The organism is Streptomyces klenkii (genome assembly GCF_003626645.1).
Taxonomy (GTDB): Bacteria; Actinomycetota; Actinomycetes; order Streptomycetales; family Streptomycetaceae; genus Streptomyces; species Streptomyces klenkii.
On the sequence record NZ_RBAM01000013.1, the window covers coordinates 47,580 to 71,268 of the forward strand.

The 23,689-nt window shown below is 74.2% G+C and carries 22 protein-coding genes and 1 pseudogene; 8 read left to right on the forward strand and 15 right to left on the reverse strand.

The genetic code is table 11. The features are described from left to right. Positions 1-8 precede the first annotated feature (8 nt). Positions 9-422 carry an ankyrin repeat domain-containing protein gene (locus D7231_RS27045; protein ID WP_120758177.1) on the reverse strand — a complete coding sequence of 138 codons (414 nt, stop codon included), beginning with the start codon at positions 420-422 and terminating at the stop codon, positions 9-11. Between the two features lie 354 nt (positions 423-776). Between D7231_RS27045 and D7231_RS27050 the strand changes: the two genes are divergently transcribed. Both D7231_RS27050 and D7231_RS27055 read left to right on the forward strand, forming a co-directional pair. Further along, positions 777-971: a hypothetical protein gene (locus tag D7231_RS27050; RefSeq protein ID WP_120758178.1), complete on the forward strand. Its 195-nt coding sequence runs from the start codon at positions 777-779 to the stop codon at positions 969-971. 55 nt (positions 972-1,026) lie between these two features. Continuing rightward, positions 1,027-2,550 carry a hypothetical protein gene (locus D7231_RS27055; RefSeq protein ID WP_120758179.1) on the forward strand — a complete coding sequence of 508 codons (1,524 nt, stop codon included), beginning with the start codon at positions 1,027-1,029 and terminating at the stop codon, positions 2,548-2,550. 45 nt (positions 2,551-2,595) lie between these two features. On the opposite strand, the gene D7231_RS27060 is transcribed toward D7231_RS27055, so the two are convergent. Beyond that, on the reverse strand, positions 2,596-4,122 hold the full coding sequence (locus D7231_RS27060) for an SCO1417 family PLP biosynthesis transcription factor (RefSeq protein ID WP_120758180.1): 1,527 nt from the start codon (positions 4,120-4,122) through the stop codon (positions 2,596-2,598). Between the two features lie 152 nt (positions 4,123-4,274). On the opposite strand from D7231_RS27060, the gene yczE reads away from it, so the two are divergent. Both yczE and D7231_RS27070 read left to right on the forward strand, forming a co-directional pair. Then, positions 4,275-4,940 carry a membrane protein YczE gene (gene yczE, locus D7231_RS27065; RefSeq protein ID WP_120758181.1) on the forward strand — a complete coding sequence of 222 codons (666 nt, stop codon included), beginning with the start codon at positions 4,275-4,277 and terminating at the stop codon, positions 4,938-4,940. Between the two features lie 256 nt (positions 4,941-5,196). Further along, entirely contained in the window at positions 5,197-5,571 is a 375-nt protein-coding gene (locus D7231_RS27070; RefSeq protein ID WP_004948858.1) for an RNA polymerase-binding protein RbpA, read from the forward strand. 93 nt (positions 5,572-5,664) lie between these two features. Here the strand turns inward: D7231_RS27070 and fxsA are convergent, their stop codons facing one another. The 5 genes from fxsA to D7231_RS27095 all read right to left on the reverse strand — a co-directional run bounded on the left by fxsA (position 5,665) and on the right by D7231_RS27095 (position 11,486). After that, a complete protein-coding gene (gene fxsA / locus D7231_RS27075) occupies positions 5,665-6,270 on the reverse strand; it encodes an FxsA family membrane protein (protein ID WP_120758182.1) in 606 nt (201 codons plus the stop codon). A gap of 109 nt (positions 6,271-6,379) precedes the next feature. Next, a complete protein-coding gene (locus D7231_RS27080) occupies positions 6,380-7,138 on the reverse strand; it encodes a polyprenol monophosphomannose synthase (protein ID WP_120758183.1) in 759 nt (252 codons plus the stop codon). After that, on the reverse strand, positions 7,135-8,793 hold the full coding sequence (lnt, locus tag D7231_RS27085) for an apolipoprotein N-acyltransferase (protein WP_120758184.1): 1,659 nt from the start codon (positions 8,791-8,793) through the stop codon (positions 7,135-7,137). The genes D7231_RS27080 and lnt overlap by 4 nt, the downstream gene beginning before the upstream one ends. Positions 8,794-9,332: 539 nt before the next feature. After that, a complete protein-coding gene (locus tag D7231_RS27090) occupies positions 9,333-10,976 on the reverse strand; it encodes an amidohydrolase (RefSeq protein WP_120758185.1) in 1,644 nt (547 codons plus the stop codon). Positions 10,977-11,042: 66 nt separating this feature from the next. Next, a complete protein-coding gene (locus tag D7231_RS27095; RefSeq protein ID WP_030365423.1) occupies positions 11,043-11,486 on the reverse strand; it encodes an Lrp/AsnC family transcriptional regulator in 444 nt (147 codons plus the stop codon). Between the two features lie 209 nt (positions 11,487-11,695). Between D7231_RS27095 and D7231_RS27100 the strand changes: the two genes are divergently transcribed. Beyond that, positions 11,696-12,076 carry a hypothetical protein gene (locus tag D7231_RS27100; protein ID WP_120758186.1) on the forward strand — a complete coding sequence of 127 codons (381 nt, stop codon included), beginning with the start codon at positions 11,696-11,698 and terminating at the stop codon, positions 12,074-12,076. 102 nt (positions 12,077-12,178) lie between these two features. Here D7231_RS27100 and D7231_RS27105 read toward each other — a convergent pair whose 3' ends face one another. Further along, entirely contained in the window at positions 12,179-13,351 is a 1,173-nt protein-coding gene (locus D7231_RS27105) for an acyl-CoA dehydrogenase family protein (protein ID WP_120758187.1), read from the reverse strand. A 338-nt stretch (positions 13,352-13,689) separates the two neighbouring features. On the opposite strand from D7231_RS27105, the gene D7231_RS27110 reads away from it, so the two are divergent. Continuing rightward, positions 13,690-14,991 carry a glycoside hydrolase family 18 protein gene (locus D7231_RS27110; protein WP_120758188.1) on the forward strand — a complete coding sequence of 434 codons (1,302 nt, stop codon included), beginning with the start codon at positions 13,690-13,692 and terminating at the stop codon, positions 14,989-14,991. Here D7231_RS27110 and D7231_RS27115 read toward each other — a convergent pair. The 3 genes from D7231_RS27115 to D7231_RS27125 form a co-directional block, all read right to left on the reverse strand. Beyond that, positions 14,913-15,767 carry an ABC transporter ATP-binding protein gene (locus tag D7231_RS27115; protein ID WP_120758189.1) on the reverse strand — a complete coding sequence of 285 codons (855 nt, stop codon included), beginning with the start codon at positions 15,765-15,767 and terminating at the stop codon, positions 14,913-14,915. The two genes, D7231_RS27110 and D7231_RS27115, sit on opposite strands and share 79 nt — an antisense overlap. A gap of 49 nt (positions 15,768-15,816) precedes the next feature. Beyond that, entirely contained in the window at positions 15,817-16,821 is a 1,005-nt protein-coding gene (locus D7231_RS27120; RefSeq protein WP_241999957.1) for a FecCD family ABC transporter permease, read from the reverse strand. A 78-nt stretch (positions 16,822-16,899) separates the two neighbouring features. Further along, positions 16,900-17,967 (reverse strand): ABC transporter substrate-binding protein, encoded by a 1,068-nt coding sequence (locus tag D7231_RS27125; protein WP_120758190.1) that lies wholly within the window; start codon positions 17,965-17,967, stop codon positions 16,900-16,902. 324 nt (positions 17,968-18,291) lie between these two features. On the opposite strand from D7231_RS27125, the gene D7231_RS27130 reads away from it, so the two are divergent. Beyond that, positions 18,292-19,002, forward strand: coding sequence for a PIG-L deacetylase family protein (locus D7231_RS27130; RefSeq protein ID WP_120758320.1), 711 nt, complete (start codon positions 18,292-18,294; stop codon positions 19,000-19,002). Between the two features lie 31 nt (positions 19,003-19,033). Here the strand turns inward: D7231_RS27130 and D7231_RS27135 are convergent, their stop codons facing one another. The 3 genes and pseudogenes from D7231_RS27135 to dhaL all read right to left on the reverse strand — a co-directional run. After that, positions 19,034-20,230, reverse strand: coding sequence for a PP2C family protein-serine/threonine phosphatase (locus tag D7231_RS27135; RefSeq protein WP_120758191.1), 1,197 nt, complete (start codon positions 20,228-20,230; stop codon positions 19,034-19,036). Positions 20,231-20,379: 149 nt separating this feature from the next. Next, positions 20,380-20,832: a PTS-dependent dihydroxyacetone kinase phosphotransferase subunit DhaM gene (locus tag D7231_RS37825; RefSeq protein WP_241999958.1), complete on the reverse strand. Its 453-nt coding sequence runs from the start codon at positions 20,830-20,832 to the stop codon at positions 20,380-20,382. Positions 20,833-20,853: 21 nt separating this feature from the next. Continuing rightward, a pseudogene (gene dhaL, locus D7231_RS37830) lies at positions 20,854-21,474 on the reverse strand (dihydroxyacetone kinase subunit DhaL); the annotation flags it as partial. 252 nt (positions 21,475-21,726) lie between these two features. Here dhaL and D7231_RS27145 point away from each other — a divergent pair. Continuing rightward, a complete protein-coding gene (locus tag D7231_RS27145; RefSeq protein ID WP_120758193.1) occupies positions 21,727-22,419 on the forward strand; it encodes an esterase/lipase family protein in 693 nt (230 codons plus the stop codon). Positions 22,420-22,704: 285 nt separating this feature from the next. Here D7231_RS27145 and D7231_RS27150 read toward each other — a convergent pair whose 3' ends face one another. Next, entirely contained in the window at positions 22,705-23,682 is a 978-nt protein-coding gene (locus D7231_RS27150; RefSeq protein ID WP_120758194.1) for an L-tyrosine/L-tryptophan isonitrile synthase family protein, read from the reverse strand. Positions 23,683-23,689: the final 7 nt, after the last annotated feature.

Here is a 23,689-nt window from a genome sequence, read left to right on the forward strand (position 1 = left end):
GCGTGGGCTCACTCGCCCCGGAAGAGTTCCAGCAGGTCCTGCCGCCCGAAGACGCCCGCCGCCTCCACGGCGGACGGCGCGCCCGCGGCGGGGTCCGCGCCGTGCGCCAGCAGCGTGCGGACGATCTCGTCCTCGCCCTTGAAGACGGCGCCCGCGAGGGGCGTCTGCCCGCGGTCGTTGGGCCGGTTCGGGTCCGCGCCGCGCTCCAGGAGGGCCAGGACCGCGTCGAGGTGGCCGTGGTAGGCGGCCAGCATGACCAGCGAGTCGCCGCGGTCGTTGGTGAGGTTGGCCGGCACGCCGGCGTCCACGTAGGCGGCGAGCGTGTCGGTGTCGCCGTGGCGCGCCAGGTCGAAGACCTTGGCCGCGAGCTGGAGCACCTCGGGGTCGTGGGCGGGCTCGGTCTCGGGGGTCTGCTCGGTCATGGGTCCGCGGTCCTCCGGTCAGTGCGCACGGGTGCACGCGATGTCGGTGTACCCCCACCCTATGTACGGGCGGCGCACGCTGTCCGGCAGGCACGGACGCGCCCATCCGGGTGAATCACCGGACAGCCGCGCGGGAAGTTCCGTGGCCGGCCGGCGCCGGGGCGGAGGCGCGGACCGGGGCCGCGGGGCAGGCGGTTTGCATATTTGCGGCCTCCCGCGACTCTCCGCCGTCCCTCCACCGGGCCCGGCAACGGGCCCACTGATCGAACTGCGAGGTCTTTATGCGGCATTAATACTTTCCGTGAGTCCTGAGGAGCTCATGGTGAACCCCTCGACCCACTCAGGAGAAACGTCATGATCCTGTCCATGTCCGGCGTCGTGCTGTTCGGTGTCATCGTCTACCTGTTCTTCCGCAAGGACAGCCTGAAGGCCAGCCACGCCATCGTCTGCGCCCTCTTCGGCTTCTACCTCTCCAGCACGGCCATCGCCCCCAGCATCAGGGCCGGCAGCGCCAGCCTCGCGGGGCTCCTGGGCGGCCTCAAGTTCTAAAACCCCCGCACCGGCCCGGCGCCCCGGCCCCGACCACCCGCAGGAGGAGACCGACGTGGACCCACGACAGCTCCCCCGCACCCTGGCCGGCGGCCGGCCCGCCGCGCGCGGGCAGGAGCTCGCGCGCACCGCGGCCGACAGCGCGGCCGACATATTCCACCCGCTCTGCGTCATCGCGCGCGGCCTGCGCGTCCTGGCCGCCGGGGCGTGGCGCAGGTGGCAGCGGACACCGGGCGACCGCCGCGGCCCCACGCTGCTGCTGGCGGGATCCTGCGCGGCCATCGTGGCGCTCGTGCCGTACGGGCCGGTGCTCAGCGGCGTCGTCCTGATGACCGTGGCGGCCTGGGCGGGGCGCGACCGCGACCCGGCGTACGAGACGGGCCGCGAGAGCGAGGGCGAGCGGCTCCAGGCGCTGTACGAGGCCCTCGTGCCCTACTTCTCCGTCCCGGAGGACCCCGCGCCGCTCTACGCGCACGACGGCGACTGGGAAGAGGCCTTCGCGGCCCACTCCTTCGGCCACGGGGGCCGGCTCGACTCCCTGGAGCTGCGCTACCCGGCCTATTTCACCGACGGCGAGCCGGAAGCGCGGGCCAGGATCGAGCAGTTGCTGCGGGTGAAGGCGGGGCGGGGGCGCGAGTACCGGTTCGACTGGGACGAGGAGGCCAACCGCCTCCACGTGCGCGTGCTGCCGCCGCTGCCCGCCGACATCTTCGCCCAGCGGTTCGTGACCGCGCCCGGCGAGGCCGTCCTCGGCTTCACCGACCCCGGCGCCGTGCACCGCACCCTGCCCGTCTTCGACGGCACGGACCGCCGTGACGAGCCGCCGGTGCTGTGGCGCACGGGTCCGCGCTCCACGGAGCCGCACCTGCTGGTCCTCGGCCGGGCCGCCGCCGGCACGAGCACGCTGCTGCGCTCCCTCGCGCTCCAGGCCCTGCACCAGGGCGACGTGGTCGCCGTCGACGGCGGCGGGGCCGGCGAGTTCTCCTTCCTCTGCGGCCGGGACGGCGTGCTGGCCGTCGAGTCCTCGGCCGCCGGTGCCGTCGCCGTCCTGGAGTGGGCCTCGCACGAGACCGAGCGGCGGCTCCTGGCCGCCAACCGCGCGCGCCAGGAGGGCCGCCAGGCGCCCGAGGACGTCCGCCGGCCCCTGTGGATCGTCGTCGACCGGCCCACCGCGCTGGGTCACCTGGCGGCGGCCGACGGCCGGGCCGATCCGCAGGTGCTGCTGCAAGTGCCGTTGCGGCACGGGCGGATCGCGAACGTCACGGTCGTCCTGGGCGATCACCTCGACGACGCGGCGGCCCTGCTGACGGATCCGGTGCTCGCGCACACGCGCGCCCGCGTGCTGCTCGGCGCCGTCACCGACGAACAGGTGCGGACCGTGCTCGGCGCCCCGCCCCGCACCACGCCACCGCCGGAGACCCCGCCGGGCCGCGGCTACGCCCGCCTGGGCTCGGGCCCGGTCCACCGCCTCCAGGTGCCGGCGACGCCGGACCCGTACGACGAGGAAACCTCCGACCACGAACGCGAGACGGTCCTGGCGCTCCTGCCGAACGCGGGGCCCGCCCCCGCCGGGGCGTAACGGGATTCCGCCGCCGCGGCGCAGCCCGGCCGTGCCGGGTGCGGCTCAGGCCACGTACGTCCTCGGGGCCTCCACCGCCGCCGTCGCGCCGCTGGCCACCAGGCGGGCCGCCTCCGCCAGGCGGGAGGCCGCCTCCTCGGCGACCGCGCCCGTGACCGTGAACGGGAGGCGGACGTAGCCCTCGAAGGCGCCGTCCACGCCGAAGCGCGGGCCCGACGGCACGCGCACCCCGAGCCGTTCGCCCGCCTCGGCGATGCGGGAGCCGGACAGGCCGCCGGTGCGGACCCACAGCGTGAGGCCGCCGCGGGGCACGGTGAACTCCCAGTCGGGCAGGTGGCGGCGGACCGCCGCCACGAGCGAGTCGCGGCTCTCGCGCGTCGTCGTGCGCCGTATCCCGACGGCGGAGTCCCAGCCGTCGGTGGTCATCAGCCAGGTGACCGCGAGCTGTTCGAGGACGGGCGTGCCGAGGTCGGCGTACGCGCGGGCGGCGACCAGGCTGCGGATCACGTCGGGCGCGGCCCGCACCCAGCCGATCCGCAGCCCGGCCCAGAAGGACTTGCTGGCGGAGCCGACGGTGATGACCGCGCTGCCGGCGGGGTCGAAGGCGCAGACGGGGCGCGGCAGTTCCAGGCCGGGCTCCAGGCAGAGGTCGGCCATGGTCTCGTCGGCGACGAGGAGCGTGCCCGCGGCGCGCGCCGCCTCGACGAGCTGCCGGCGCTGCTCCTCGGTGGCGAGGGCGCCGGTCGGGTTGTGGAAGTCGCCGATGACGTAGGCCATGCGGGGCGCGGCGTCGCGCAGCACCTGGCGCCAGGCCGGCAGGTCCCAGCCGGCGAGGCCGTCGCCCATGGCGACGGGCACCAGCCGGGCGCCGGCCTCGCGCATGAGCTGGAGGACGTTGGCGTACGAAGGCGAGTCGACGGCGACCCGCTCGCCGCGCCCGGCGAAGAGCCGGCAGATCGCGGCGACGGCGCCCATGGCCCCCGTGGTGATCATGATCTGCTCGGGCATGGTGGGCACGCCGCGGGCGGTGTAGCGGTCGGCGACGGCCTGGCGCAGGGCGGGCAGGCCGGCGGGGTAGTCGCCGTGGGTGGCGGCGTAGGGCGGCAGCTCCTCCAGCGCGCCCTGGACGGCGCGGCCGAGCCAGGGCTCGGGGGCGGGCAGGGCGGCGCAGCCGAGGTCGATGACGGAGCCGGCGGCCTCGGGGGGCAGCGGGTCCAGGGCGCGGGTGGGCAGCGGGTTACCCGCGGGGACGGCGGTCCAGCTGCCGGCGCCGCGCCGGGATTCGAGGAAGCCTTCGCTGCGCAGCGCCTCGTACGCGGCGGCGACGGTGGTGCGGCTGACGGAGAGGGCCGCGGCGAGCTCCCGCTCGGCGGGCAGCCGGGCGGCGACGGGCACGCGCCCTTCGAGCACGAGCAGCCGGATGCCGTCGGCGAGCGAGCGGTAGGCGGGGGCGCGGCGGCCGCCGAGCGGTGTGACCGTGCCGCGGCCGCCCTGCGGCGTCTCGCGGTCCTGCTGGGAGCCGAGGAGGCGCGCCAGTTTCTGCGCACCCACCGACGAGGTCCAATGACTCATCTGAATCGGTCCACCTTTCGGCGATTGGCCATGGATCTTGCGTCCACCTGTCCTCCAGAGTGTCACGTGGCAGGCCACTTGCACCACTGCGGGTGGCCGCGACTTATGCCGTCCACACGGCCTTCGGGCCGTACCGAGCACCAGGAGGATCCGTGTCCGCATCAGGGGGACCGTCAGGAGAGCCATCCCTCACCCGCCGGCTGATACAGCTCTACGTCGGCCTCGCGCTGTACGGGGTGAGCGGGGCGCTCCAGCTGCGGGCGGGGCTGGGGCTCGCGCCGTGGGACGTGCTGAACCAGGGCGTCGCGCGCCACACGGGCATCTCGATCGGCGCGGCGTCGATCGCGATCGGCGCGCTGGTCCTGCTGCTCTGGATCCCGCTGCGGCAGCGGCCGGGCCTGGGGACGGTCTCGAACGTGCTGGTCATCGGCCTGGCGATGGACGCGACGCTGAGCGTGGTGCCCGACCCGCGGTCCCTGTGGCTGCGGATCCCCCTGCTGGGCTTCTCGGTGGTGCTGTGCGCGGTGGCGACGGGGCTGTACATCTCGGCGCGGTTCGGCCCGGGCCCGCGGGACGGCCTGATGACGGGGCTGCACCGGCGCACGGGCCGCTCGGTGCGGCTGGTGCGGACGTGCATCGAGGTGGCCGTGCTGGCGACGGGCTTCGTGCTGGGCGGTTCGGTGGGTGCGGGCACCGTCTTCTACGCCCTGGCGATCGGCCCGCTGTCGCAGTTCTTCCTGCGGCGGTTCGCTCTTCCGGAACAGGCCGCTCCGGCCCCCGTGGCTCCGGCCGGGGAGAAAGTTCCGGACCTGGTTTAGGCCGGGACGAAGCGGGCCGGTAGTGTACGCCTTCGACCCACCGAACGAACCGTTACTGCACGCTAAAGCGACAGAAACGCAGGGTGACATCCGTTGCCAGATGTGACAAAACGGGCGTTGGTGGGTACAACAAGGGGCGGCACGACGGGCGACGCATGTCCCTCAACGGGAATCTTCACCGCCGACCGGACGTTGACCGGATGACGACGACAGCGACACCTGTCCTGTGGGCGACTAAGCCCGGGAGGCACGATTCATGAGTGAGCGAGCTCTCCGCGGCACGCGACTTGTGGTTACCAGCTACGAGACCGACCGCGGCATCGATCTGGCCCCGCGCCAGGCGGTGGAGTACGCATGCCCGAACGGCCATCGATTTGAGATGCCGTTCTCGGTAGAGGCGGAGATTCCGCCGGAGTGGGAGTGCAAGGCGTGCGGCGCCGTGGCACTCCTGGTGGACGGCGATGGTCCTGAGGAGAAGAAGGGCAAGCCTGCGCGTACGCACTGGGACATGCTCATGGAGCGACGTACCCGTGAGGAGCTGGAGGAGGTGCTGGCCGAGCGGCTGGCGGTCCTTCGTTCCGGCGCCATGAACATTGCCGTTCATCCGCGGGACACCCGCAAGTCCGCCTGAGCGGGCACCACGCAGTACCAGCAGTACAAAAGGGCCCGGGCCACTGCCGAAGCAGTGGCCCGGGCCCTTTTGCGTCTCCCTGAGCCGTCTCCCTCAGCGCGGCAGCCGGGGGCCGCCCGGGCGCGGGGCCGGCGGCTCGTCGTCGCGGATGACCTCGCCCTGGACGACCTTGCCGCCGGGCCCGCCCGGCCCGCCCGTGCCGCCCGCGGCCCCCATGCCGCCGAGATCGGCGGTGCGGGCCTGCCGGAAGGCGTCCCCGAGCGTGCCGGGGGCCGCCGGGCGGTTCAGCCACCGCTCCCCCGCCTTGCGCAGCAGGGCGCGGGTGGGCGGGAAGAGGCAGAGCAGGCCGGCCGCGTCGGAGAGCAGCCCGGGCAGGATGATCAGCAGGCCGCCGAGCATCGTGAGGGCGTTGCCGCCGGTCTCCTGGCCGCCCGGCTCGGCGGTCGCGCCGCCGGGCTGGAGGGAGACCGTGAGCCGCTTCCAGGCCCGCCGCCCCGCCCGCTTGATCACGTAGGAGCCGAGGACGACGCCGCCGGCCAGCAGGGCGAAGACGGTCAGGCCGCCGGCGGCGCCGGCCACCAGCGTGAGCAGCCAGATCTCCAGGACGGCCCAGAGGGCGACTCCCAGGGGGATGAGCCTGCGGGCGCGCCGCCGCTGCGGCGGGCGGCCGTTCATCGTCTGCTGTGCTCCGAACGTCATGCCTCAAGTGTGCCTGGCCTGCGGCGGAAGCCGGGCGCGGCACTTATGGGCCGCTTACGGCGCGGCCGGCCCGGACGGGGCGCCGCACGTCACGGCGCCGCCCGCCGGGCTACTTGCGGCCGAGCGCCTTGCCGACCCGGGAGCCGACGCCCCAGGAGGTGACCCGCCACAGCGCCTCGGCGACGATGTCGCGGCTCATCTTGCTGTCGCCGAGCTCGCGCTCGACGAAGGTGATGGGGACCTCCACGACGTGGAAGCCGGCCTTGACGGCGCGCCAGGCCAGGTCGACCTGGAAGCAGTAGCCCTGGGAGGCCACGTCCTCCATGCCGAGACCCTCCAGGGTCTCCCGGCGGAAGGCCCGGAAGCCGCCGGTGACGTCGCGGATCGGCACGTCGAGGAGCAGCCGGGAGTACGTGGAGCCGCCGCGGGAGAGGATCTCGCGCGACTTCGGCCAGTTCACGACCCTGCCGCCGGGCACCCAGCGGGAGCCGAGCACGAGGTCGGCGCCCTTGAGGGCGGTGAGCAGGCGGGGCAGCTCCTCGGGTTGGTGGGAGCCGTCGGCGTCCATCTCGACGAGCACGCCGTAGCCGTGGTCGAGGCCCCAGCGGAAGCCCGCGAGGTAGGCGGCGCCGAGGCCCTCCTTGCCCTTGCGGTGCAGGACCTTGACGTGGTCGTCGTCGCCCGCGAGCTCGTCGGCGAGCTTGCCGGTGCCGTCGGGGCTGTTGTCGTCGGCGACGAGGACGTGCGCCTCCGGCACGGCCGACCGCACCCGTCCGACGATGCTCTTGATGTTCTCCGCCTCGTTGTAGGTCGGGATGATCACCAAGGTCGTGCCGAGCGGACCGAATCTCCGCTGCCCGTCGTTCACTGCTGGCCCCTCTTGTTCCGCTCGTCCGTACGTACCCGACGGCCGATCAGGAGTGCGGCCGCACAGGACAGAAGGCCCACCATAGCGAGCACCCATTCGGGCGCCGCACCCACGCGGTCGGCCACGGTCGTCCCGTCCCGCAGGGGGAGGGTCGCGCTGATCACATCGCGGGTGAATTCCTCGCTCCGCTGCTGCACCGTGCCGTCCGGCGCGACCACGGCGCTGATGCCGCTGGTGGCGACGGTGACCACGGCGCGGCCGTGCTCGACGGCCCGCAGCCGGGACATGGCCAGCTGCTGCTCGGGCTGGCCGGTGCGGCCGTAGGTGGCGTTGTTGGTCTGGACGACGAGGGCGCGGGCGCCGGCCTTGACGGTGTCGCGGACGATCTCGTCGTAGGCGACCTCGAAGCAGATGACGTCGCCGAGCCGGGCCGGGCCGACCTGCATCACTCCGGTGTGGTCGCCGGGGTAGAAGTCGCGCTGGACGCGCTGGAGGCGGGTGATGACCTTGCTCAGGGTGCTGCGGAAGGGCACGTACTCGCCGAACGGCACGGGGTGCTGCTTGGCGTAGGAGGCGCCGGGGCCGGTCTTCGGGTCCCAGACGATGCCCTTGTTGTCGATGTAGCCGCTCTGCCCCGGGTGGTCCACGAGGGCGCCGACGAGGACGGGCACGCCGACCGCCTTGACCGCTTCCTGGATGCGGTCGTAGGCCTGCGGGTACTGGAAGGGGTCGAGGTCGGAGGAGTTCTCCGGCCAGATGACGAGGTCCGGCTTCGGCACGCGGCCGGCCTTGACGTCCCGGGCCAGTTGCAGGGTGGCTTCGGCGTGGTTGTCGAGGATCATCATCGGGCGGCCGAGGAAGTCCATGCCGGCGTGCTGGACGTTGCCCTGGACGAGCGCCACCTTGACCTCGTCGTCGGCCTTCGTCGGCACGGGCACCGCGTAGCCGGCGAGCAGGACGGCGGCGGCCAGCGCCAGCGCCTCGACGCCCGGCAGGGCCGCCCGGAGCCTGCCCGCGCCCGCGGCCGCGCGCAGCTTCAGGGCGGCGGTGACGGCGTACGCGAGGAGGCCGCCGGTGAGGGCGACGGCGAAGGTCACCAGCGGGGCGCCGCCGAGGGCGGCGAGCGGGGTGAACGGCGAGCCGGTGTTGGCGAAGGCGAGCCGGCCCCAGGGGAAGCCGCCCAGCGGCAGCCGGTCGCGGGCCAGCTCCTGCGCGACCCACAGGCAGGCGCCCCACAGCGGCCACGCGCGCAGCCGGGAGACGAGCGCGAGGGCCGCGCCGAGGACGGCGACGAACAGCGCTTCGGCGATCGACAGGCCGGTCACGGCGTCGTAGCCGACGACGCGCAGCCAGCGCAGCAGCAGGAAGAAGAAGGGGAGCGCGAAGGCGAAGCCGGTCCAGGCGGCCTGCCGGACGGTGCGCCCGCGGGTCAGCAGGGCCAGCGCGGCGACGGCCACGACCGACAGCGGCCACACGTCGTAGGGCGGGAAGGCCAGGGCGAACGCGATGCCGGCGAGCGCGGCGATCCCGGTGCGGGCCGCCTCGCGGCGCGCGAGCCGGGCCAGGCGCACGGCCCGGCGGGGGCGCGGCTGCGGGGCGGGCACGGTCGCCTCCGGGGCGGGGGCCTCTGCGGTGATTTCGGGACCCGGGGGCACGGGCGAGCCTTCCTGCTCTGTCTTGCGGTGGTGAGCCGACGGTACCTCGCTCGGGGCACCGTGCCCGCCCTGGGTACGCGCGCGGGGCAGGGGAAGGCCGGGGAAAGGCCGGGAAAGGGCCGGGAAAACGCGGGGGTGGGGCGAATGGGGGCCCGGCGTCCTTCGGGCCGACCCGGGACCCGCTGGCTGCGGGTCGACCTAGAGCCGTTGTCTACTGAACGTCCGGGCCCCACCCGGGTCGCACCTGCCGGCCCGGCAGCACCTCACTCGCCCCCGTGCGCTGGAACCTGGCTGCCAGTGGCGGTGGCCGCTCCCCGGCGCACCGCCCCATGGCCCAGCGGCGTTCGACGACTGTGTGGAAGTGCACCGGCCGGACGTCCTGTGGTGGACTCCGCAGAACCTACCGGCCGCCGCCCGGACCCTGTCAACACCTCTGTGACCTGGGGATATGCACTAAATCAGCAGGTCAGTACGGCGAGTGATCACGGGCGGCGACAGGCCGACGTCTCATCGTTCGGCGGTACGCGACGGGCGCGGAGTCACTCGTTCGGACGCTCGTAGACGGTGTGCCCGCCGACGACCGTGCGCAGGCAGGTGGGGAGCGCGGTGCCGGGGGTCAGATCGGGCAGGCCCGGGGTGCCCGAGCGCGGGTCCGTGGACCAGCTCGCCACGCGCTCGTCCGGCACCTGTACGACGAGGTCGCCGGCCTGCCAGACCGCGTAGTCGGCGGGCGCGCCCGGCACGAGGACGCCCGCGTCGTCGCGGCCCACGGCCCGCCAGCCGCCGCGCGTGTGCGCGGTGAACGCGGCCCGGACCGAGATCCGGTGCTCGGGGGTGCGGTGGAAGGCGGCGGCGCGGACGGTGCCCCACGGGTCGAGCGGGGTGACCGGGCTGTCGGAGCCGAGGGCGAGCGGCACGCCGGCGCGCAGCAGAGCCGCGTACGGGTTGAGGGTGCGGGCCCGCTCGATGCCGAGGCGCTGGGCGTACATGGCCGTGTCGCCGCCCCAGGCGGCGTCGAAGGCGGGCTGCACGGACGCGGTGAGGGCGAACTCGGCGAAGGCGGCGATGTGCTCGGGCGTGAGCATCTCGGCGTGCTCGACGCGGTGGCGGGCGGCGCGCACGCGCGCCAGGCCCAGCTTGCCGGCCGCGGCGCGGACGCCCTCCACGACGGCGGTCAGCGCGGCGTCGCCGATGGCGTGGAAGCCGGCCTGGAGGCCCGCCTCGGTGCACGCGGCGACGTGGGCGGCGACGGCGGCCGCGTCGAGGTGGGCGGTGCCGGTGCGGCCGGGCAGGTCGGCGTACGGCTCGTGGAGGCACGCGGTGTGCGAGCCGAGGGAGCCGTCCACGAAGAGGTCGCCGGCGGCGCCCGCCGCGCCGAGCTCACGGATGCGGTCCGCGTCGTTCGCGGTTGCGACGGCCTCCGCCCAGTAGCCGACGACGCGCGGGCCCGGGCGGCCGGCGGCGAGGCGCAGCAGCCCGGTGAAGTCGTCGGCGCCGGAGATCTGCGGCCCGGCGCACTCGTGCACGGAGCCGATGCCGAGCGAGACGGCGCGGTCGAGCGCGGCGGTCTGGGCCGCGGCGCGCTGGGCGGCGGTGACGCCGGCGTGCGCGGCGGCGCGCACGGCGTGGTGGGCGTCGCCCGTCAGCGGCCCCTCGGGGTCGTATCCGTCCAGGCCGGCGAGGCCCGGCACGAGGCCGAGCAGGGCCGTGGTGACGACGGCCGAGTGGACGTCGGACCGGGTGAGGTACAGCGGCCGGCCGCCGGTGGCCTCGTCCAGCTCGCGGCGGGACGGGGGGCGCTGCTCGGGCCACGCGCTGGCGTCCCAGCCGTGGCCGAGGAGGACGCCTTCGGCCGGGCGGGCGCCGGCGTGCGCCCGGATCCGGTCGAGTGCCTCGGCCAGGGAGCGGGAGCCGGTGAGGTCGAGGCCGGTGAGCGCGAGGCCGGTGGCGGTGGTGTGGACGTGTGCGTCCGTGAAGGCGGGGGTGACGAGGGCGCCCTGAAGGTCGACCACGTCGTCGACGCCTTCGGCGAAGGAGTCGGCGGCTCCTTCGGAGCCGACCCAGGCGACGGCGCCGCGCTCGACGACCATGGCCGTGGCGAACGGGTCGGCGGGGCTGTGCACGGTGCCGTTGCGCAGCAGAACGGTGCGCGGCTTGTCCTGGGATGCGAGGGGCTCGGTCATGGGGATCAGTCTCTCCCACCCGGGGTTCCGCCCCGGACCCCGGTCCTCACCGGCCGGACGAGGGCGTCAGCCGACCCTCGGCGGCCTCGCCTCGTACGGCGTGGACAGGACGATCGTCGTCCGCGTCGAGACGCCCGCCAGGGAGCGGATCCGCGCCAGCAGGTGCTCCAGCTCCAGCGGCGTGGCGACCCGCACCTTGAGGATGTAGTTCTCGTCGCCGGCGACGCTGTGGCAGGCCTCGATCTCGGGGATCTCGGCGAGCCGGTCGGCGATGTCGTCGGGGGCGCTGGGGTCGAACGGCTTCACCGAGATGAACGCGGTGAGGGGCAGCCCGACCGCCTCGGGGTCCACGACGGCCGCGTATCCGCGGATGACGCCCCGCTGTTCGAGCCGGCGCACGCGCTGGTGCACCGCCGAGGTGGACAGGCCCGTGGCCTTCCCCAGGTCGGTGTAGCTCATCCGCCCGTCCTTGACGAGCAGTTCCACGATTTCTCTGTCCAGCTCCTCCACGCGGATCAACCTACTGGGTCCGGGCCGGAGCGGCACAGTCGACCGGCTCCGCGGGGGCGCATGACGACGCACAAAGACATGTGACGAACAACACAGATATGCACCCGTGTCCTCCGTGATGCGGAGATTACCCGGCTCGTGACGCGGGAAGTGCTTGCTGTGGCCGAGGCCGAGGCGCCTGGCCGGCCAATCCGAGGGGGAGAAAGACTATGCCCAGCCTGGAACGCCTGAATGAAGGCGACGGCAGCAGCCCGTACGAGTCCTATGAGGTCGACACCACCACGATGTTCCGGGTGATCTGCCCGGACTGTGCGCGCCCGATCGCGCTGCTCCCCGACGAGGACGTGCTCCCCGAGCACGCGCTGTGCCCCTCGCCGTGGAATCCCTTCGGGCTCACGGTGTGCCCCGGCTCGGGCCGTGCGATGGAGGACGCCGCCGCGGCGGACGAATCGCCGGACGGCCAGGAGTTCGACGCGGCGCTGATGCTCACGCTGCCGGAGAGCCTGGACTGGCGGACGCAGCCGTTCTCCCACATCGGGGGTCCCGGCTCGCGCCCGGTCCGCGTCCCGGAGATGCGTCGGCCGTCCTGACGGACTCATGGCGCGGATGACGCACTCCTGACGTGACGCACTCCTGACGCAGGAGCGTTTCCGGCGGGCGGGCCGCATGGAGCCCGCCCGCCACGCCGCCGCTCAGCGGCTCTCGGCGCCCGCCAGGTGACGGGCGATCACCATGCGCTGGATCTGGTTGGTGCCCTCCACGATCTGGAGCACCTTGGCCTCGCGCATGTAGCGCTCGGCCGGGAAGTCCGCCGTGTAGCCGTAGCCGCCCAGGAGCTGGACGGCGTCGACGGTCACGCGCATCGCCGCGTCGGTGCAGAACAGCTTGGCCATGGCCGCCTGCTTGGAGAACGGCAGGCCGGCGTCGCGCAGCCGCGCCGCGGCGAGGTAGAGCGCGCGGCCGGCCTCGATCTGGGTGGCCATGTCCGCGAGCATGAAGCGCAGGCCCTGGAAGTCGGCGATGGGCCGGCCGAACTGCCGCCGCCCGGCGGTGAAGGCGATCGCCTCGTCGAGCGCGGCCTGGGCGACGCCGATCGCGCAGGCGGCGATGCCGAGGCGCCCGGAGTCCAGCGCGGACAGGGCGATCGCGAAGCCCTGTCCCTCGTCGCCGATGCGGCGCGCGTCCGGCACCTGCACGCCGTCGAAGTGCAGTTGGGCCGTCGGCGAGCCCTTCATGCCCATCTTGCGCTCGGGCGGCGCGGCCGACAGGCCGGGGGCGTCGCCGGGGACGAGGAAGGCGGTGATGCCGTGGGCGCCTTCGCCTCCCGTACGGGCCATCACGGTGTAGAAGTCCGCGATGCCGCCGTGGGTGATCCAGGCCTTGGTGCCCTCGATCGTCCAGGTGTCGCCGTCGCGGGTGGCGCGGGTGCGCAGGGAGGCGGCGTCAGAGCCGGAGGAGGGCTCGGAGAGGCAGTACGCGCCGAGGAGCCCGCCGCCGAGCATGGCGGGCAGGTGCTCGGCCTGCTGCTCCTTGGTGCCGTAGCCGGCGAGGGCGTGGCAGGCGAGGGTGTGCACGCTGACGCCGAGGCCCACGGTGAGGCGGGCGGCCGCGAGCTCTTCCAGGACCTGGAGGTAGACCTCGTAGGGCTGGTCCCCGCCGCCGAACTCCTCGGTGTAGGGCAGGGCGAGCAGGCCGGAGGCGGACAGCAGCCGGAAGACCTCGCGGGGGAAGCGCCCGGCTTCCTCCTCCTCGGCCGCGCCGGGCTCGATCTCCCGCTGCACCAGATCGCGTACGAGCGCGAGCAGGTCGCGGGCCTCCTCGGTGGGCAGCTGTCGCTCCACCGGCTGCGGGCCGTGGTCGGTCATGGCGGCGCTCTCCTCCCTGTCGGGCGCTGCGGCGACGGGCGCGCAAGGGTGTGGCGCCGTCGCCGGTGATGCCCAAAGCCGATGATCCCGCGCCGGGTCGCGGCACCGGATGACCTGCGGCTGTGGCGGCTTGGAGTATGCCCGATCGGCGGGCTGACGTCACGGGTTGACAAGTCGCGCACCAGGCACAACGGCCTTGTGACGCAGTCATGAACGGGGTTGGTCCAAACCATTGACCGCACTGGTCCAGACCTTCTATGGTCCTGGGCACGCTTAGCGCGTTCATGCCAGGTCACCCCCCGCAGAGCACCTCTCCCCACCCCCACCGAGGAGAACCGATGCCCGCACGACCGCGTACCCTCCTGCCGTCACGACCCCGTACCGTCCTGGCCGCCTTCGCCGCCGCCGGGGCCCTGCTCACCACGACGCTCCTCACCGGTCCGGCGACCGCCTCCCCCGCCGCGTCCGCCGCCGCACCCGCGGCACCCGCGGCACCCGCCGCCGGGTCGGACGACGGGTCCGACGACACCGCCTCAGGCCGCAAGGTCGTCGGCTACTTCACCAACTGGGGCGTCTACGAGCGCAATTACCACGTCAAGAACATTCAGACGTCCGGCTCGGCCGACCGGCTCACGCACATCAACTACGCCTTCGGGAACGTCACGAACGGCAAGTGCACCATCGGCGACTCCTACGCCGACTACGACAAGGCCTACGACGCCGCCGGCAGCGTCGACGGCAAGGCCGACACCTGGGACAACGGCGCCCTGCGCGGCAACTTCAACCAGCTCCGCAAGCTCAAGAAGCTGCACCCCGGCCTCAAAGTGGTCTGGTCCTTCGGCGGCTGGACCTGGTCGGGCGGCTTCGGCGAGGCCGCCCGCAACCCGGCCGCCTTCGCCGAGTCCTGTTACGGCCTCGTCAAGGACCCGCGCTGGGCCGACGTCTTCGACGGCATCGACATCGACTGGGAGTACCCCAACGCCTGCGGCCTCACCTGCGACACGAGCGGTCGCGAGGGGTTCGTGAAGCTGATGGCCGCGCTGCGCGCCAAGTTCGGCACGCGCAACCTCGTCACGGCCGCCATCACCGCCGACGCCTCCGACGGCGGCAAGATCGACGCCGTCGACTACGCGGGCGCCGCCCGCTACGTCGACTGGTACAACCCCATGACCTACGACTTCTTCGGCGCCTGGGACGCCAAGGGCCCCACGGCCCCGCACTCCCCCCTCACGTCCTACACCGGCATCCCCAAGCCCGGCTTCAACAGCGACGCCACGATCACCAAGCTCAAGTCCCTCGGCGTGCCCTCCTCCAAGCTCCTGCTCGGCATCGGCTTCTACGGCCGCGGCTGGACCGGCGTGAACCAGTCGGCGCCCGGCGGGACGGCCACCGGCCCGGCGAAGGGCACGTACGAGGACGGCTTCGAGGACTACAAGGTCCTCAAGGCCAAGTGCCCGGCCAACGGCACGGTGGCGGGCACGGCCTACGCCAAGTGCGGCAGCGACTGGTGGAGCTACGACACCCCGTCGACGATCGCCGGGAAGACGGCGTACAAGAACCGTCAGGGGCTGGGCGGCACATTCTTCTGGGAGCTGAGCGGCGATACGGCCGACGGCGAACTGATCAAGTCGATCGGCTGACGGCGACCGGGCGTGCGGTGGTCGAAGGCGATCAAGGGATCGCCCGTCAGCGGGTGGTCGACCACCGCCGCCCGGACGCCGAAGACATCGGCCAGCAGCTCCGGGGTCAGCACCTCCCGCGGCGGGCCCGAGGCCACGAGCGCGCCCTCGTGCAGGACGTGGAGGCGGTCGCACAGCGACGCCGCCGCGTTCAGGTCGTGCAGGGACAGCAGGGTCGTCCGGCGCTGCGCGCGCAGCAGGGCCAGGAGCTCGACCTGATGCAGGACGTCCAGGTGGTTCGTCGGCTCGTCCAGGACCAGCACCTGCGGGTCCTGGGCCAGCGCCCGCGCCAGCAGCACCCGCTGGCGCTCGCCGCCCGACAGCGCCGAGAAGCGCCGCTTCTCCGCCCCCGCGAGCCCGACCCCGGCCAGCGCCGCCGCCACGATCTCCGCGTCGGCGCGGTCCTCGCCCGCGAACGCCCGCTTGTACGGGGTGCGGCCCATGGCCACCACCGCGCGCACCGAGAGTTCGAAGTCGCTGCCGCGCTCCTGCGGGAGCGCGGCCACCCGCCGGGCCGACTCGGCGGCGGTCAGCGACGTGATGTCCGTACCACCGACCAGCACCCGGCCCGCGTGCGGGCGCAGATAGCGGTAGACGGTGCGCAGGACCGTCGACTTGCCGCTGCCGTTCGGCCCGACCAGCCCGGCGATCTCCCCCTCCTCCGCGACCAGGTGCACCCCGGAGACGACCGTCCGCCCGGACAGGGACACCTCCAGGTCCTCGACGGCGATCCGCATTCCGCCCGTCGCCCCGCCTGCGATTCCGCCCGTGATTCCGTCCATGCCGCTAGCCCCTCTCCACCAGGCGCCGGTCCAGCAGGTACAGCAGCGTCGGCGCACCGACGAGCGCCGTGACCACGCCCACCGGGAGTTCCTGGTCCGGCAGCGCCGTACGGGCCACCAGGTCGACCACGACCAGCAGGACCGCGCCGAACAGCGCGGCCACCGGCAGCAGGACGCGGTGCGCGCCGCCCACGACCATCCGGCACACGTGCGGCACCATCAGCCCCACGAAGCCGATCGCGCCCGAGACGGACACCAGCACTCCGGTGAGCACGCTCGTCACGACGAACAGCTCGCGCCGCAGCCGTGTCACGTCCACGCCCAGCCCCGCCGCGGTCTCGTCGCCCATCAGCACCGCGTCGAGCGCCCGGGCCCGGGCCAGGAGCGCGGCGAGGCCGAGCACCACGGCCGCGGCGGGCACGCCGAGCGTGGACCACTGGGCGCCGCCGAGGGAGCCCATCAGCCAGAACAGCACGCCGTGCGTCTGCTGGTCGTCGCCGGCCTGGAGCACCAGGTAGTGCGTGAAGCCGGACAGGAACTGGCCGATGCCCACGCCCGCCAGCACCAGCCGCAGCGGCGAGAACCCGCCCCCGCGCCGCGCCATCGCCCACACCAGCGCGAACGACGCGAGCGCGCCGGCGAACGCCGCCGCCGAGAGCCCGAGCCCCAGCAGCCCGCCCGCGCCCGCCCCCAGCACGATCGCCCCGACCGCGCCGAGCGAGGCCCCGCTGGAGATGCCCAGCAGGTACGGGTCCGCGAGCGGGTTGCGGACGAGGGCCTGGACGGCGGTGCCCACCAGGCCCAGGCCCGCGCCCACCACGGCCGCCAGCAGCGCCCGCGGCACCCGCAGCCGCCACACGATCAGGTCCTGGGTGCCCGGCACCGGCGCCTGGCCGCTCACCCCGCGCACCACCGAGGACCACACGTCGCCGAGCGGCACGTCCGAGGAGCCCAGGCACACCGAGGCCGTCAGCGCGACCAGCAGTGCGCAGCCCAGCGCGGCCGCCACCCACGGCGCCCGCGCCCCGGGCTCGCGCTCCTCCGCCCGCTCCGCGGCGACCGCGGCGGGCGCCCCCAGGGACCCCACTTACTTGACCCGGTCCGGGTGCAGCGTGTGCGCGATCTCGCGGACGGTGTCCGCGCTGCGCACGCCGCCGATCGTGGTGCGCTCGGAGCCGATGCGCAGGAAGCGGCCCTCCTTGACGGCCGTGAGGTCCTTCGTGGCGGGGAAGGTCTTCAGGAACTCCGCGGCTTCGTCGAAGGCCTTGGCGTTCGCCTCGTCGCTGCCGCGGTTGCGGACGCCGAGCTGGATCCAGTCGGGGTTCTTGGCGACGACGTCCTCCCAGCCCACGGGCTTGAAGTCGCCGTCGCAGCCGTCGAAGACGTTGCGGCCGCCGGCCATGGAGATCACGGCGTTGGCGACCTGCCGGTTGCACACGGCCATCGGCTGCTTGGTGCCCGCGTCGTAGTCGAAGAAGAAGTACGAGGGCCGCTTGCCGGCGGGGACGTCCTTGAGGGCGTCGCGCACGGCGCCCGTCTTCTTCCGCATGTCCTGCACCAGTTCGGCGGCGCGCGCGGAGGTGCCGGTGACCTTGCCGAGCTCCTCGATGTCGGCCTCGACGCCCGACAGGTCCGTCCGCGGGCTCTTGCTCATCGACGCGCAGGCCGTCGACTTCAGGAAGACGTGCTTGATGCCGGCGGCCTTGAACTCCTCGGCCGTCGGCGCGTCGCCCATCTTGCCCATGTTCTTCATGGACGAGAACGCGTCGACGTAGAGGTCCGCGCCCGAGCCGAGCAGCTTCTCCTTGGGGATCACCGTCTTCCCCAGCGCCGGCACCTTCGCCGCCCGGTCCGCGTACTGCCCCGGCATGGCGCCCTTGCCGGGCGGGAAGCCCGTGCCGGCCGCCTTGTCGGCCGCGCCCAGCCACATGAGCAGTTCCAGGCCCGCGGCGTTGCTGGTGACGATCTTCTTCGGCGCCGCGTCGAAGGTGGTCTTCGCGCCCATGCAGTCCGTGACGGTCACGGGGAAGCCGGACCGCGCGCCGGACCCGGCGTCGTCGGACTTCTCCGCCGCACCGCCACCGCCGCCGCTACCGCAGGCCGTCGCCGACAGGGCCACTGCGGCCAGGACACCGCACCACGCACGAGGGCGCATCAGACAACTCCAGGAAAATCGGTTTCGCCACGGCCCGCCGGTGCGGGCCCGGATCAGGTAGTCGGACCGCGGGACCGCCCGGTTCCCGCGTGTCGCGAAGAACTGCGACGTACTCTTCATCGAACGCCCTGCCGACGGCGCGCGGCGCGCGGCGCCCCGGGGCGGATCCGACCGGCTGAAGGCTGACGGCCGTACTGAAGGCTGAAGGAGACCGTGATGGCGGATGCGACGGAAGTGACGGCCACGGCGGGCACGACGGGGACGGATACGGGCACGGCGGATGCGGCGGGCGCTGCGGAGCAGGCCGCCGCCCTGCTCAAGGAGATGCCCACCGACTGGCGGCGCGCCCTCGCGATCGTCGCCCACCCCGACGACCTCGAATACGGCGCCTCCGCCGCCGTCGCCGCCTGGCTGGACGACGGCCGCGAGTGCGTCTACCTGCTGGCCAGCGCCGGCGAGGCCGGGATCGACACCCTGGCCCCCGCCGAGGCCGGCCCGCTGCGCGAGCGCGAGCAGCGGGCGAGCGCGGCCGCCGTGGGGGTGGCGACCGTGGAGTTCCTCGGCCACCCCGACGGCGTCATCGAGTACGGCACGGCCCTGCGCCGCGACTTCGCCGCCGCCATCCGACGCCACCGCCCCGAGCTCGTGCTGACGCTCAACCACCACGACACCTGGGGCGGCACGTACTGGAACACGCCCGACCACCGCAACGTCGGCCGGGCCGTCCTCGACGCCGTCGGCGACGCCGGCAACCGCTGGATCTTCCCCGACCTCGCCGAGGAGGGCCTCGTGCCCTGGGACGGCGTGCGCTACGTGGCGGTGGCCGGCTCCCCGCAGCCGACCCACGCCGTCGACGCGAGCAGCGGCCTGGAGCGGGCCGTCGCGTCCCTCCTCTGCCACCGCACGTACATCGAGGCGCTGACGAAGGAGGACCCGGAGACGTACTGCCGCACGTTCCTGGAGGGCAGCATGCGGGGCGTGGCGGCGCGGTTCGGGGGGCGGCCGGGCGTGGCGTTCGAGCTGTTCATCCGCTGACGGGCCGCGGGCGCGGAGGCGGACGCGCACCCTACGGGGCCGGAGCCCCCGCCGCCTCCTCCCCCTCGCCGGCGGCCGCTCCGTGGTACTCCGCCGCCCGTTCCATCACCAGGACCGCCACGTCGTCCTGGAGCCGCCCGCCCGTGTGCGCGTCGAGGTCCGCGCGCAGCCGCCCCAGCAGCTGGGGGGTGGGCAGGGCGGCCCACGCGCCGAGCCGCTCCGCGAGCGGGTAGAAGCCGCCGTCCGGCGACCGGGCCTCGGTCACCCCGTCGGTGCAGGCCAGCACCCGGCAGCCGGGCGGCAGGGCGACGCGCTGCACCGTCCGCGGCACGGCGGCCAGGTCGCCGAGGCCCAAGGGCAGCCCCGCGTCGGCCGGTTCCAGCTCGCGCACCCCGCCGTCCGGGCCGATCAGGAACGGCGCCAGGTGCCCGCAGTCCACGAACACCACCGGCACGTGCCCGTTGACGCCGGGGTCGCCCGGCCCCTCCTCCGTGCCGAAGGCCAGGGCCGTCACGAACTCCTCCGCCGCGCGCATCCGCACGTCCTCCGGCCGCCCGGCGTGCCGCTCCGGCAGCAACCGCGCCTGGTACTCCGCCGACCGGTGGTAGCGGTACAGCCCCTGCTCCATCGCCACCACCCCGCCCTCCAGGTCGCGCCGGTGGTAGGCCGCCTCGCGGAAGGCGGTCAGCACGGCCGCCCCCGCACCCAGCGTGCCCAGCCCCTTGCCCCGCACGTCACCGATGAGCACGCGCGTCCCGTACGGCGTGTCGACCACCTCGTACAGGTCGCCGCCGACGAGCGCCTCCCGCTGCGAGGACACGTAGAAGCCGTCCACGACCACGCTGCGCGTGCGCAGCGGCAGCGGCCGCAGCAGCGCGCGCTGCGCGGCCTCGCCCGTGGCCCGCACGCGCTCCAGCAGCGACTCCGCGTCGCGCCGCAGCCGGGCGACGGCGATGCTCGCGCCGACCATCAGGGCGTTGCCGACGAACGAGCCGACCCTGTTGACGGGCACCTCGCCGTTGACGACGCCGTGGTGCGCCACCATCAGGCAGAAGTCGAGGACGCCGACGAACACCGTCTGCCGGTACGTGCACACCGCCGCGGCCGTCATCGGGGCGAGGGCGGCGAAGACGTCCAGGCGGAGGTTCGACGGTGTCATCAGGTCGACGGCCACGATGGCGCCCAGGTAGGCCAGGACCAGCGCGAAGGGGAGTCTGCGCGACGACACCGTGGCGAGACCTCCACGCCGGGACGGAACGGAACGAGAACGGGAGCGGGAACGCGGGCAGGACACATGGGGGCATTTGTGCCATTACACCCTGGCACGGGTGATGCATCCCGGCCACCGCTGCGATCTTGGTGCCGCCGCCTCTTGACTCAGAGTTTGCGGTAGGCGCGGGCGTCGTCCGCCGCGGCGAGCACGGCCGCGAGGTCGCCGCCGGCCGAGGCCGTCACCAGGGCGGCCACCGCGCCCTCCACGAACGGGGCGTCGGCGATCCGCACCTCGGAGCCGCCGAAGCCCTCCGCGAGCAGCGCCTTCACCGTCAGGACCGCGCTGCCCATGTCGCAGAACACCGCCACGCCCCGGCCCTGGTCCGCCGCCCCCACCGCCCGGCGCACCAGCTCGGCGCTGGTGCCGACCGCACCGTCCGGCAGCCCGCCGGCCGGGGCCGCGGGGGCCGGGTCGCCCGTGCCGACCAGGGCCTTCGCGAGCTCCGCCGTCGAAGCGGCGACCTCGCGGCTGTGCGAGACCAGCACGATGCCGACCCGGCCGGCGGGCTCCGCCCGCGCGGGGGCCTCGGCGGCCGCGGCCTCCCGCTCCGGCGGCACCGCGCACAGCTCCGGGTCCGTGGCCTCGTACAGCGCCGTGACCAGCAGCGCGGACGACGTCGCGCCCGGGTCCTGGTGGCCGATGCTGCGCTCGCCCAGATAGCTCGCCCGGCCCCGGCGGGCCTGGAGCGGAATCGTTGCCTTGGCCCCTTCGCGGGCCGCCCGCGCGGCGGCGTCCAGCGCGGCCACGACGCCCTGCGGGAGGGCGGCGTTGTACGCGTCGGCGGCGGGTTGCAGCGCGTCGACCATCGTCTTGTCCCCGGGCGCCGAGTCCCCGAGCCGCCGCACGCTCGCCACGGCGGCGCCGAGCGCCCGCCCCAGCGTCTCCGCTTCGACCACGGGCTCCTCGCCCAGCACCTTCCCCATGCGCCGCAGCACCGTCCCGTACAGCGGCCCCGACGCCCCGCCCACGGTGTTCGTCAGATGCGCCCCGACGGCCGTGAGCAGCGCCCCCGGCGTGGCGGGCGGCTCCGCGGCCACCGCCTCGGCGGCGGAGGTGAACCCGCGCTTGAGGTTCGCGCCGTGATCGGCGTCGCCGATGGCGGCGTCGAGTTCGGTGAGGTGCGCCGACTCCGCCACGATCACGCGCGTGGCGCGGTCGAGGAAGCGGCGGAAGAAGGCGAGGTCGAGCGGGACGGTCATGTGCGGTGACTCCCTCGGTGAACGACTCGGTGAGCGACTCTGAGAACGGCTCGGTGAACAGCTCCGTGAACAAAAGGGCTCGGCCCGGCTCAGCGTAATGTGCGGGCGTCGCGCGCATGATCGCCCGGGGGCCGGGCGGTGTCCGGCCGCCGTCGTGGCGCCGGGCGGCTTCCCATGGCGAGGGGCCGGTGGCATAGTGCCGGGCGGTCCGGTCCTGTCTCTTCCTGCCCTTGTTGCTCAGGAGGCGCGCTGATGCGGCGGAACCCCGTGCTGTTGCTGTGGGCGGTCGTGGTCATGGCGGTGGCCGCCGCTCTTGTTCCGCTCGGTTCCGCCCCCGCGCGGGCGGACCCCCCGCCCCACCCCGTGATCTTCGTGCACGGGCGCAACGCCGGGCCCGGCGTGTGGGACGGGATGCGGGCGGACTTCGCCGCCGCCGGCTATCCGCAGGAGCGGCTGCACGCCTGGTCGTACGACACGAGCCGGTCGTCGAACGAGGCGCTCGCCGGGGAGTTCGCCGCGTACGTGGACGGCGTCCTGGCCCGGACCGGCGCGGCGCGGGCGGACGTCGTCACGCACAGCCTGGGCGGCCTGCCGACGCGCTGGTACCTCGCGTTCGGCGGCGGTACGGGCAAGGTCGCGCACTGGGTCTCGCTCGGCGGGCCCAACCACGGGACGAGCCTGGCGTATCTGTGCGCGCTGTGGGACCAGGGCTGCAAGGACATGACACCGGGCTCGTACGTCCTGACGCACCTCAACGCCGACGACGAGACGCCGGGCCCCACGCGCTACGCGACGTGGTGGTCGTCCTGCGACGAGCAGATCGCCCCCGTGTCGAGCACGGCACTCGACGGCGCGGAGAACCACGCGACGGCCGGGTGCCTCAAGCACAACGATCTGCTCACCGATGACACCGTGTCACAGCAGGTGCTGGCGTTCCTCCGCTGACGGCCCCGGCGGCCTCGGAGGCCCCAGCAGCCCCGGCGGCCCGTGAGATGATCATGGCCATGTGGAACCACGGGGGAACGTGCAGGAGCTGCGGGCGATCGGGCCGCTTCCGGCGCGGTCAGTGCCGGAAGTGCCGGCGCGGGGAACGGGCCGAGCTGGCCATGGACGCCGCGGACACGGCGATCGAGGTGGGCGCCCTGGGCGGTCTGTGGCGCGCGATCCGGGCCGTGGCGAAGGCGCTGCCCGACTTCTGAGCACCCGCTGACCGCCCAGCGGCGCGAGCGCTCAGCCGCGTTCCTCGAAGTGGCTCGGGCGGCCCGCGCGGAGGACCAGGCACCCCAGCTTCTCCGCCTCCGCCCGGTGCACCAGGCGCGCCTCTCCCCCGGGCCCCCGCAGGACGGCCGTGTGCCACGGCGTGGCCCACGCGTCCGCCGCCTCCAGCAGCCGGATGCCGAACTTCTCCGCGCCCGGGCGCTGCGGGTGGATGGACAGGCGGACGGACCGCGGGTGGCAGTCGGCGATGAGGTCGCCCCAGGCGCGGCTGCGCGCGATGACGCCGTACGCCCGGGACCGGCACTCGCGCTGGAGCGCGGACCGCGTGCCGGCGAATTCCGCGGTGTCCTCGACGAGGAAGCGGGTGATGCCGCGGTAGAGCCGTGCCGTCTCCTCGTCGCCGCGCACCAGGGCCCGCAGTTCCTCGACCGGCGGCGCGTAGGCCTCCGTCACGAGCCGCCGCTTGGTGTCGTGGTCCAGGTCCCCGTGGACGTCGCGCAGGTCGAACGTGTCCAGCCGGCCGAGCCCCTCCCCGGCGATCAGGGCGCGCAGTTCGTCGCCGTAGGCGTCGATGTGCTCGTCGGGCACGTGGATGAGGTCTCCGAAGATGTGGCCGTCGGAGCAGATCAGTATCCGCGCGCCGGGCGCGTAGACCTCGCCGATGCGCGCGCAGAGCCGGTCGAGGAAGGCGAGCGAGAGGCGCTCGCCCTCGTCGGGCAGGTGGCCGAGGACCTTGGCGGGGTTGGGGGACTTGCACGGGAAGCCCGGCAGGGTGAAGAGGACGGGCTCGCCGGCGTCCGTGAACTGCCGTATCTGGCGCAGCTGCTCCGGGAAGTCCGCGGGGTCCGCGGACCCCGGGCCGGTGGTGCGGTGGTACGGGAGGAGGAAGCGGAGGATGCGCGCCTCGACCGAGGAATCGGCCGAGGAGTCGGCGGCGGTAGGGGTGATGGCGGCGGTGGCCGCCGGCGGGGCCAGCGTGGCCTGGGACATGCGCGCG

What these genes read in the sequence shown, in the direction of transcription:
- D7231_RS27045 (WP_120758177.1), bottom strand. Translation starts at nt 422, where the DNA reads ATGACCGAGCAGACCCCCGAGACCGAGCCCGCCCACGACCCCGAGGTG.
- D7231_RS27050 (WP_120758178.1), top strand. Translation starts at nt 777, where the DNA reads ATGATCCTGTCCATGTCCGGCGTCGTGCTGTTCGGTGTCATCGTCTAC.
- D7231_RS27060 (WP_120758180.1), bottom strand. Translation starts at nt 4,122, where the DNA reads ATGAGTCATTGGACCTCGTCGGTGGGTGCGCAGAAACTGGCGCGCCTC.
- D7231_RS27070 (WP_004948858.1), top strand. Translation starts at nt 5,197, where the DNA reads ATGAGTGAGCGAGCTCTCCGCGGCACGCGACTTGTGGTTACCAGCTAC.
- fxsA (WP_120758182.1), bottom strand. Translation starts at nt 6,270, where the DNA reads ATGACGTTCGGAGCACAGCAGACGATGAACGGCCGCCCGCCGCAGCGG.
- D7231_RS27090 (WP_120758185.1), bottom strand. Translation starts at nt 10,976, where the DNA reads ATGACCGAGCCCCTCGCATCCCAGGACAAGCCGCGCACCGTTCTGCTG.
- D7231_RS27100 (WP_120758186.1), top strand. Translation starts at nt 11,696, where the DNA reads ATGCCCAGCCTGGAACGCCTGAATGAAGGCGACGGCAGCAGCCCGTAC.
- D7231_RS27105 (WP_120758187.1), bottom strand. Translation starts at nt 13,351, where the DNA reads ATGACCGACCACGGCCCGCAGCCGGTGGAGCGACAGCTGCCCACCGAG.
- D7231_RS27110 (WP_120758188.1), top strand. Translation starts at nt 13,690, where the DNA reads ATGCCCGCACGACCGCGTACCCTCCTGCCGTCACGACCCCGTACCGTC.
- D7231_RS27115 (WP_120758189.1), bottom strand. Translation starts at nt 15,767, where the DNA reads ATGCGGATCGCCGTCGAGGACCTGGAGGTGTCCCTGTCCGGGCGGACG.
- D7231_RS27125 (WP_120758190.1), bottom strand. Translation starts at nt 17,967, where the DNA reads ATGCGCCCTCGTGCGTGGTGCGGTGTCCTGGCCGCAGTGGCCCTGTCG.
- D7231_RS27130 (WP_120758320.1), top strand. Translation starts at nt 18,292, where the DNA reads ATGCCCACCGACTGGCGGCGCGCCCTCGCGATCGTCGCCCACCCCGAC.
- D7231_RS27145 (WP_120758193.1), top strand. Translation starts at nt 21,727, where the DNA reads ATGCGGCGGAACCCCGTGCTGTTGCTGTGGGCGGTCGTGGTCATGGCG.
- D7231_RS27150 (WP_120758194.1), bottom strand. Translation starts at nt 23,682, where the DNA reads ATGTCCCAGGCCACGCTGGCCCCGCCGGCGGCCACCGCCGCCATCACC.